The 8,309-nt window shown below is 73.2% G+C and carries 9 protein-coding genes; 5 read left to right on the top strand and 4 right to left on the bottom strand.

The genetic code is table 11. The features are described from left to right. The 5 genes from ABDW35_RS26160 to ABDW35_RS26180 form a co-directional block, all read left to right on the top strand. Positions 1 to 441, top strand: a 441-nt coding sequence (locus ABDW35_RS26160; RefSeq protein ID WP_343716793.1) for a glycosyltransferase family 4 protein, incomplete at its 5' end; no start/stop codon positions are given. Beyond that, the gene (locus tag ABDW35_RS26165) at positions 438 to 1,550 is read left to right on the top strand and encodes a glycosyltransferase (RefSeq protein WP_343716794.1); all 1,113 of its coding nucleotides are present in this window, start codon (positions 438 to 440) and stop codon (positions 1,548 to 1,550) included. The genes ABDW35_RS26160 and ABDW35_RS26165, both read left to right, overlap by 4 nt. Beyond that, positions 1,547 to 2,644 carry a glycosyltransferase gene (locus tag ABDW35_RS26170; protein ID WP_343716795.1) on the top strand — a complete coding sequence of 366 codons (1,098 nt, stop codon included), beginning with the start codon at positions 1,547 to 1,549 and terminating at the stop codon, positions 2,642 to 2,644. The genes ABDW35_RS26165 and ABDW35_RS26170 overlap by 4 nt, the downstream gene beginning before the upstream one ends. Next, positions 2,641 to 3,801: a glycosyltransferase gene (locus tag ABDW35_RS26175; protein ID WP_343716796.1), complete on the top strand. Its 1,161-nt coding sequence runs from the start codon at positions 2,641 to 2,643 to the stop codon at positions 3,799 to 3,801. Before ABDW35_RS26170 ends, ABDW35_RS26175 begins: the two co-directional genes overlap by 4 nt. A gap of 26 nt (positions 3,802 to 3,827) precedes the next feature. Further along, a complete protein-coding gene (locus ABDW35_RS26180; protein WP_343716797.1) occupies positions 3,828 to 4,877 on the top strand; it encodes a UDP-glucuronic acid decarboxylase family protein in 1,050 nt (349 codons plus the stop codon). Positions 4,878 to 4,881: 4 nt separating this feature from the next. On the opposite strand, the gene ABDW35_RS26185 is transcribed toward ABDW35_RS26180, so the two are convergent. From ABDW35_RS26185 to ABDW35_RS26200, 4 genes are all read right to left on the bottom strand, one after another. After that, on the bottom strand, positions 4,882 to 5,811 hold the full coding sequence (locus ABDW35_RS26185) for a methyltransferase domain-containing protein (protein WP_343716798.1): 930 nt from the start codon (positions 5,809 to 5,811) through the stop codon (positions 4,882 to 4,884). Continuing rightward, on the bottom strand, positions 5,808 to 6,797 hold the full coding sequence (locus tag ABDW35_RS26190; protein WP_343716799.1) for a GNAT family N-acetyltransferase: 990 nt from the start codon (positions 6,795 to 6,797) through the stop codon (positions 5,808 to 5,810). Before ABDW35_RS26190 ends, ABDW35_RS26185 begins: the two co-directional genes overlap by 4 nt. Beyond that, entirely contained in the window at positions 6,794 to 7,858 is a 1,065-nt protein-coding gene (locus ABDW35_RS26195; RefSeq protein WP_343716800.1) for a glycosyltransferase family 4 protein, read from the bottom strand. Before ABDW35_RS26195 ends, ABDW35_RS26190 begins: the two co-directional genes overlap by 4 nt. Beyond that, positions 7,849 to 8,309, bottom strand: a 461-nt coding sequence (locus tag ABDW35_RS26200; protein ID WP_343716801.1) for a hypothetical protein, incomplete at its 5' end; no start/stop codon positions are given. The genes ABDW35_RS26200 and ABDW35_RS26195, both read right to left, overlap by 10 nt.

Here is an 8,309-nt window from a genome sequence, read left to right on the forward strand (position 1 = left end):
GCCGGCCCGCTGCAAGGCCCGAACGGCGCCCGCGCGACGCCGCGCCATGCGCTGTGCCTCGGCAATCTCGGCGGGGACGACCTGCGCGACTGCCTGGCCCGGCGGCCGGTCTTCGCCTCCACCGCGCTGTTCGAGCCGTTCGGCCTGGCGGTGCTGGAGGCGGCCCAGGCCGGCTGCGCCCTGGTGCTGTCCGACATCCCGACCTTCCGCGAGCTGTGGACCGGCGCCGCGATCTTCGTGCCGCCGCGCGACGAAACCGCCATCGCCGCCGCCCTCGGCCAGGTGCTGAGGGACCGCGAGCTGCGGGAGCGGCTGGGCGACGCCGCGCGCCGGCGGGCGGCGCGCTTCACCATCGCCGCCATGGCCGACCGGATGGCCGGCCTGTACCGCGGCCTTCTGGCCACGGCGGCACGGCGGCCTGCACGGGAGGCGGCGGAATGAAATTCGTCTACTTCACCCATTCCCTGCGCTCGTGCTGGAACCACGGCAACGCGCATTTCCTGCGCGGCGTGCTGCGCGAGCTGATCCATGCCGGGCATGAGGTCGCTGCCTACGAGCCGGCCGGCGCCTGGAGCGTGGCGAACCTGCTGCACGACCATGGCGAGGAGGCGCTGGAGGCCTGGCAGCGCGCCTATCCCGAGCTGTCCTCGACCGCCTACGGGCCGGATCTCGACCTGGAGCAGGCGCTGGACGGCGCCGACGCCGTCATCGTCCATGAATGGAACGACCCCGCGCTGGTGGCCGCCATCGGCCGGCTGCGACGCCGCGGCGGGCGTTTCACGGCGCTGTTTCACGACACCCATCACCGCGCCGTCAGCGATCCCGAGGCGATCCACCGCTTCGACCTCGACGGCTATGACGGTGTGCTGGCCTTCGGCGCGGCGCTGGCCGAGGTCTACCGGCGCTGGGGCTGGGGCCGCCGCGCCTTCGTCTGGCACGAGGCGGCCGACACCCGCCTGTTCCGGCCGCCGGACCAGGAGGGCCCGCGCGAGGGGCTGATCTGGGTCGGCAACTGGGGTGATGAGGAGCGCAGCGCCGAGCTCGACACCTTCCTGTTCCAGCCGGCCCGGGCCGCCGGGCTGCCGCTCGACATCCACGGCGTGCGCTACCCGCGGGAAGCGCTGTCGCGCCTGGCCGTCGAGGGTGCCCGCTATCACGGCTGGCTGGCCAATGCGGAGGTGCCGGCCGCCTTCGCCCGACATCTCGCCACCGTCCATGTGCCGCGCCGCTTCTATGTCGACCGGCTGCCGGGCATTCCGACGATCCGGGTGTTCGAGGCCCTGGCCTGCGGCATCCCGCTGGCCTGCGCGCCGTGGCACGACACCGAAGGCCTGTTCAGGCCCGGCCAGGATTACCTGGTCGCGGAGGACGGGGCGGAGATGACCCGCCACCTGACCGCCCTGCGCGACGATCCGGAGCTGCGCCGCAGCCTGGCCGCCAGCGGCCTGGAGACGATCCGCGCCCGGCACAGCTGTGCCCACCGCATGCGCGAGCTGCTGGCGATCCTGGCCCGGCTGCGCACCGCCACACCGATGGAGTCCGTCGCATGAGGATCGCCTTCTACGGATCCAGCCTGCTGTCCTCCTACTGGAACGGCGCCGCCACCTACTATCGCGGCCTGCTGCGCGACCTCGCCGGCCGCGGCCACCGGGTCACCTTCTACGAGCCCGACGCCTTCGACCGGCAGTCGCATCGCGACATCGACCCGCCGGGCTGGGCCGAGGTCCGCGTCTATCCCGCCACCGAGGAGGCCGCGCGTGCGGTGATCGCCGAGGCGGCCCTGGCCGATGTGGTGGTCAAGGCCAGCGGCGTCGGCGTGTTCGACGACCTGCTGATCGAAGGCACGATGGCGGCGGCGCGGCCGGACGCGATCCGGATCTTCTGGGATGTCGACGCGCCGGCGACCCTGGCCGAGCTGCAGCGCGGCGGCCCGGACCACCCGCTGCGGCGCGCCCTGCCCGACCTCGACATGGTGCTGACCTATGGCGGCGGTCCGCCGGTGGTCGCGGCCTATGAGGCGCTTGGCGCCCGGCGCTGCGTGCCGATCTACAACGCCCTGGACCCCGAAACCCATCATCCGGCGCCGCCCGACCCGCGCTTCGAGTGCGACCTGGCCTTCCTGGGCAACCGGCTGCCGGATCGCGAGGCCCGGGTCGCCGCCTTCTTCCTGGCCCCGGCGGCGCGGCTGCCCGACCGCCGCTTCCTGATCGGCGGCGCCGGCTGGGAGGACCGCGCCATGCCGCGCAACACGCGCTGGATCGGCCATGTCGGCACGGCCGACCACAACGCCTTCAACGCCACGCCGCTGGCGGTGCTGAACATCGCCCGCGACAGCATGGCGGCCACCGGCTTCTCCCCCGCCACCCGGGTGTTCGAGGCGGCCGGCGCCGGCGGCTGCCTGATCACCGATGCCTGGGAGGGCATCGAGCTGTTCCTGAAGCCGGACGAGGAGGTGCTGGTCGCCCGCGACGGCGCCGAGGTGGCGGCGCATCTGCAGGCGCTGGACCGCGACCGGTCCCAGGCCATCGGCGCGGCCGCCCGCGCCCGGATCCTGGCGGAGCACACCTATGCCCGCCGCGGCGCCCAGGTCGACGCGCTACTGCGCGAGACGGCCGAGGCGAAGCGCGAAAGGACAGCCGCATGACCCGCCCCCTGCGTCTCGTCTTCATCGGGCTCAGCCTTTCCTCCTCCTGGGGCAACGGCCACGCCACCACCTACCGGGCGCTGCTGCGGGCCCTGGCGCGGCGCGGCCACGACATCCTGTTCCTGGAGCAGGACCAGCCCTGGTACGCCGAGAACCGCGACCTGCCGGATCCGGACTTCTGCCGCCTGGAGCTCTATTCCGGCGTCGACACCTTGCCGGCCTATCGTGCGGAGGTCGCGGCCGCCGATGCCGTGATCGTCGGCTCCTATGTCGCCGACGGCGTCTCCGTCGCGGCCTGGGTGCAGGGCGCCGCCACCGGGGTCACCGCCTTCTACGACATCGACACGCCGGTAACGCTGGCGAAGCTGGAGCGCGGCGACTTCGAATACCTGTCGCCCGAGCTGATCCCCGGCTTCGACCTGTACCTGTCCTTCACCGGCGGCCCGACCCTGGCGCATCTGGAACAGCGCTACGGCGCCGCCGCGGCGCTGCCGCTGTACTGCTCCGTCGACACCGAAGCCTATCGGCCCGCCCCGGGACCGTCGCGCTACGATCTCGGCTATCTCGGCACCTACAGCCCGGACCGTCAGCCGACGCTGGAGCGGCTGCTGCTGGAGCCGGCGCGCAGGCTGCCGGAACTGCGCTTCGTCGTCGCCGGGTCGCAGTTCCCACGCGACATCCGCTGGCCTGGAAACGTGACGCATATCGAGCATGTGCCGCCCCGCGAGCACTGCGCCTTCTACAATTCCTGCCGCTTCGCCCTGAACGTCACCCGCGCCGACATGATCCGCGCCGGCCACAGCCCGAGCGTGCGGCTGTTCGAGGCCGCCGCCTGCGGCACGCCCGTGATCTCCGATCTCTGGGACGGCATCGAGACGATCTTCGCCCCGGGCATCGAGATCTGCCTGGCCCGCGGCAGCGACGAGGTGGCCGGGCTGCTGACCCAGACCCCCGAGCCGCTGCGCCGGGCCATCGGCGAGGCGGCGCGGCAGCGCGTCCTGGCGGAGCACTCCTCCACCCGCCGCGCGGCGGAACTGGAGGAAACGCTCCTGCGGCGGGTGGAGGAGCTGGCGAGGCAGCGCCGCGTCCGCGCCGCCGCGAGCGGCGGCGACCGCAGCCGGGGCGGGGCCCGCCCACATCTCCGTGTCGTGAAGTAGGCGGACGTCAACGAGAGAGGATGATCATGAAGAACGGCAAACAGCGCACCGCCATCGTCGCCGGGGGTGCCGGCTTCATCGGATCCCATCTCTGCGACGCGCTGCTCGCGGACGGATTCCGGGTGCTGTGCCTCGACAATCTCCGCACCGGGCGGCGGGACAATCTGCGGCACCTGGCGCGCGATCCGCGCTTCGACCTGGTTGAGGCCGATGTCATCGCACCCGTGCCCGCCGCGATTTCCCGGAATTCCGTGGATCTGGTCTTCAACCTCGCCTGCGCCGCGTCGCCGCCGCAATATCAGTCGGACCCCGAGCACACGATGCTGACCAGCGTGCTGGGCACCCGCAACCTGCTGGCGCTGGCCGAGCGCAAGGCGGCGCGGTTCCTCCTGGCTTCGACCAGCGAGGTCTATGGCGACCCGGAGGTTCATCCGCAGGCCGAGAGCTATTGGGGCCACGTCAACCCGACCGGCCCCCGCGCCTGCTACGACGAGGGTAAGCGGGCTGCGGAGACGCTGACCTTCGACTTCGAGCGCGCCGGCCGGGTCGAAGTACGGGTGGCCCGGATCTTCAACACCTACGGGCCGCGGATGCGGGCCGATGACGGGCGGGTGGTGTCGAACGTCGTGACCCAGGCGCTGGCCGGCGACGACATCACCGTCTACGGCACCGGGGAGCAGACCCGATCCTTCTGCTATGTTGACGACCTGGTCGACGGGCTGATGCGATTGATGGCCTGCCGGACCTCGCCCGATGGCCCGGTCAATCTCGGCAACCCGGTGGAGCTGACGGTGCGCGAGCTGGTGACGCGGGTGCTGGCCCTGACCGGCTCGCGCTCCCGCATCGTGCGCAAGCCGCTGCCGGTGGACGACCCGCAGCGGCGCCGGCCGGATATCGAGCGGGCACGGAGCCTGCTCGGCTGGTCGCCCCGGATCGCGTTGGAAGACGGCCTGCGCAAGACCATCGCCCATTTCGCCGAGGAGCAGGCCGCCGCCCTCCCCGCCCTGGCGGTCGGCTTCCGCGCGGCCCGGGAGGGCGCGGGGCTGACGGCCAAGGCGGGTGCGGTGACGCCCTGAAGCGTCACCGGTTCCTGACCAGGTGGAAGGCGAGCCCGTCCCAAAGGGCGAAGGGGCGGGTTCCGGCCAGGCGCAAACGGAACCCGGTCGCGGCGGCGAGCTCCGCCAGCTCGCGGCGGTCGGCCTCGGCATCGCCGCGATAGGAGTGGTTGAGGATCAGGAGGTGGCCGCCGGGCCTCAGCACCCGCGCCGCCTCCTCGACATGGCGCCGCACCAGCGCCGGGCCCGCCAGAACCAGATAGGGAAAGCTGTCCACCGCCAGGATGGTGTCGATCGTCCCGTCGGCGATGCCCGCCAGGTCCCGGCCGGAGGTCCGACGGATCTCGATATTCGCCAGCCCGGCGCAGCGCCGGCGTGCTTCCTCGACCATCCGGGCAGAGATGTCGAGGCCGACCACCTGCCGGACATGCCCGGCGATCGCCACGGCGAAGCGGCCGATGCCGCAGCCGAGATCCAGCACCACCCGGTCGGGCCCGAGCAGCCCCCATTCCGCCATCCGCCGCACCACCTCCGCCGTCACCCGCTCCAGCCGGACGGGGTCGCCGAAGGAGTGCAGGGCGACGCTGGCCTCGGGCGAGACGCCGGCGGCGCGGTCGAAGGCCTGGGCGAAAGCCTCGACCGCCTGCGCCTCGTCCATCGCGGCGTCATCGTGCCGGACCTCGCGCAGGACGGCCTGGATCGTCTCCCAGGCCTGCGGATGCTCGCCATGCATCCGCCGCAGCGCCTGCAGCCGGCGCCGGACCGCGATCTCGCCTGCGGGCAGGGCAGCATCCACCGCCGCCAGCAGCCGCGTCAGCGCCGGTCCGCTTTCGGCATGGATCAGCAGCTGCGTCAGGGCGGAGGCGACCGGGAGCTCGCCCGCCAGGCAGTCGCGAAGGGCTGGCCAGAGCGCCTGCGGACAGCCGGCCGCCCCGAGGGCCGGGTCGAGGGTCACGCCAAGCCCCTCCGGAAGCTGCGGCGATGGTTCCAGCGGTCGACCGCGCCCCAGCCGTATTTGTAGTCCTCGCGGCCGCGCAGGAAGTGGAACTCGCGCCCGCCCTCGCGGAGCGTGGCCGCGACGGCATCGCCGATCAGGATCGCCCCCGGACTCTCATGGGCGTAGTCCGGGTCGAAGCCGCCGAGATAGGCGTAGGTCCGGCCGCGGTCGGACAGGCCATAGAACACGCCGGCCACCCGCCCGCCGATCCGCAGCCGGGCGAGGCGCGCCAGGCCCGACCGGACCAGCCCCGGCAGGGCGGCCCGATGGAAGCGCTGCACCGCCTCATCCCGCAGCAGCCCCGACTCTCCCCGCTCGGCCCAGCGGGCACCGTGCAGGTGCAGCAGGTCGTCGAGGAAACCCTCGGCATCGTCCCCGGCCGGCTCGACCGTGGTCGTGCCGCGCCTGGACGCCAGCGCCAGCGCCCGCCGCAGCTGCTTGCGCCGGCGGGCCGGGACGCAGAGCGACAGGTCGTCCGGCCCGGCCAGATCAAGCGTCGGGCAGGCGCTGTGCCCGCCGGCGGTCTCGGCGCAGCCGGCCGGACAACCCAGCCGGAGAGAGGCGGCGCCGGGCGCCAGCTCCTCCAGCTCCCACGCCTCCCAGTCCAGGCCGCAGGCCGTCTGCTCAATCGCCGCGGTCGCCGGCTCGGCGTGGTCCGGGTCGAGCAGCACGTCCAGATAGTCGGTGGTCCCGAGCCCGAGCAGGAGCAGCCGCCGGCCGCGCGGACCGTCTTCGAGATAAAGCGGCGCCAGGCCGGTCAGGCGGCCATCCTGCCGCACCGCGATCGTCCGCAGCCGGCCGGGTGCGAAGCAGCGCCACCAGGGCAGCAGCCAGGCCGGGGACTGAAACGGCGTCGCCTCCGGACAGCGCGACCAGAGCGCCCACCATTCCGGCTCGAGCGCGGCCAGCGCCGTCTCCTCCGTCAGCACCTCGGCGGTGGTCATCCGAGGGCCCGCAGCGCCGGCGCCGGCTGCGCACGGGCCGCCAGCCTCTGATAGACCGCGATGTAACGGTCGACCATCCGGTCGAGGGAGAAGCGCCGGACGGCCTCGGCACGGCATTCGGCGGGGTCGAGGCCGGCGGCGGCGCGGATCGCCTCCGCCATCTCCGCCACGTCCTTGACCAGGAAGCCGGTGCGGCCGTGATCGACGATCTCCGGCAGGGCGCCGCTCGGGAAGGCGACGACCGGCGTGCCGCAGGACAGCGCCTCCATCGCCACCAGCGAGCTGGTCTCCGGGCACAGGCTCGGCACCACCAGACAGCGCGCGGCAGCCAGGAAGCGCCGCTTCCGCCGCAGGCCGAGCGGCCCGATGAACCGATGCCGGGAGTCGAGCCGCGGCACCACCTCCTGCTCGAAATAGCGGATATGGGAGTCATAGGGGAACAGACGGCCGGCCACGAGCAGCGGCACATCGGCCTGCCGGGCCGCGTCGAGGGCGAGATGGATGCCCTTCTCCGGACAGATCCGGCCGAGCATCAGGGCGAAGCCACGCTTGGCGTGGGGGCCCACGTCGTCACCGACCGAGACGCCGTTCGGGATGGGCGGTAGCAGCCGCGCGCCTTCGGGGGCCTCGCGGCACTGCGCTTCGGACACGCCATGCAGCCAGAGGTCGGGCCGCGCGGGCTGCAGCGCCACGGCCGGGTACCAGCCGAGCGGCAGGTGCAGGGTGACCAGCGTCGGCCCGTCCGCCGGCAGATAGGCGTCGAAATCGATGCCGTGCAGGTGCACGAGGTCGACCGGCCAGCGGCGGCGGCACTCGGCGATGGTCCGGCGCTGCGCCGTCCAGGCGCGCTGCCGCGCCGCATCGTCGAGCGGCCCGGACTCGGCCGGGATCGGCCACAGCGTGCCGGCGACGTCGGAGCCTTCGCAGGCCACCACCAGCGAGCGGTGCCCGGCGCTGACCAGGGCGCGGTCGAGGGCGGACAGAACCTGCTCCGCCCCGCCGACCGCATCGGGGCCGACCGGCGCCAACGGATAGGCGACATTGAGGACGGTCATGGCCATGGCGGCGGATTCAGCTCCAGTTCCGCCAGGGCGGCGGCGGCGAGGCCCGGCCACTCCGCCCCCCGCAGGCCCCAGGGCCAGGCGTCGTAGTGCAGCCGCCCGTCATTCGGCGGCAGCGTGAAGTCGTAGGCCGGCGCCGGGCGGAACCGCTCGACCCAGTCGGTGAAGGGCGCCAGCGTGCGCTGCTGGGTCTCGTGGCAGGCCAGCATGCGCCGCTTCACCTCCCAATCCGCCTCCGCGAGCTTCAGGACGATCCCGGGGGGGCCGCCCGGCGGGAAGCGCTGCAGCACAAGGCCATCGGGACCGAGATGGTAGAAGGCCATCTCGGCGATCCCGGGTGCAGGCTCTCCCTGCCGCTGCAGCAGGCGGCGCGCGGCGTGGACGGCAAAGCTGGTGGCGTCATGGTCCGGATGGCCACCCTCGAAGGGATGCGATTTCAACGTGATCAGTG

It is taken from the genome of Inquilinus sp. (assembly GCF_039594555.1).
Classification (GTDB): domain Bacteria; phylum Pseudomonadota; class Alphaproteobacteria; order DSM-16000; family Inquilinaceae; genus Inquilinus.

Bases quoted from the DNA above. Each gene is read 5' to 3' on its own strand.
- ABDW35_RS26170 (WP_343716795.1), top strand. From the start codon at position 1,547: ATGAGGATCGCCTTCTACGGATCCAGCCTGCTGTCCTCCTACTGGAAC.
- ABDW35_RS26195 (WP_343716800.1), bottom strand. From the start codon at position 7,858: ATGGCCATGACCGTCCTCAATGTCGCCTATCCGTTGGCGCCGGTCGGC.
- ABDW35_RS26180 (WP_343716797.1), top strand. From the start codon at position 3,828: ATGAAGAACGGCAAACAGCGCACCGCCATCGTCGCCGGGGGTGCCGGC.
- ABDW35_RS26165 (WP_343716794.1), top strand. From the start codon at position 438: ATGAAATTCGTCTACTTCACCCATTCCCTGCGCTCGTGCTGGAACCAC.
- ABDW35_RS26190 (WP_343716799.1), bottom strand. From the start codon at position 6,797: ATGACCACCGCCGAGGTGCTGACGGAGGAGACGGCGCTGGCCGCGCTC.
- ABDW35_RS26175 (WP_343716796.1), top strand. From the start codon at position 2,641: ATGACCCGCCCCCTGCGTCTCGTCTTCATCGGGCTCAGCCTTTCCTCC.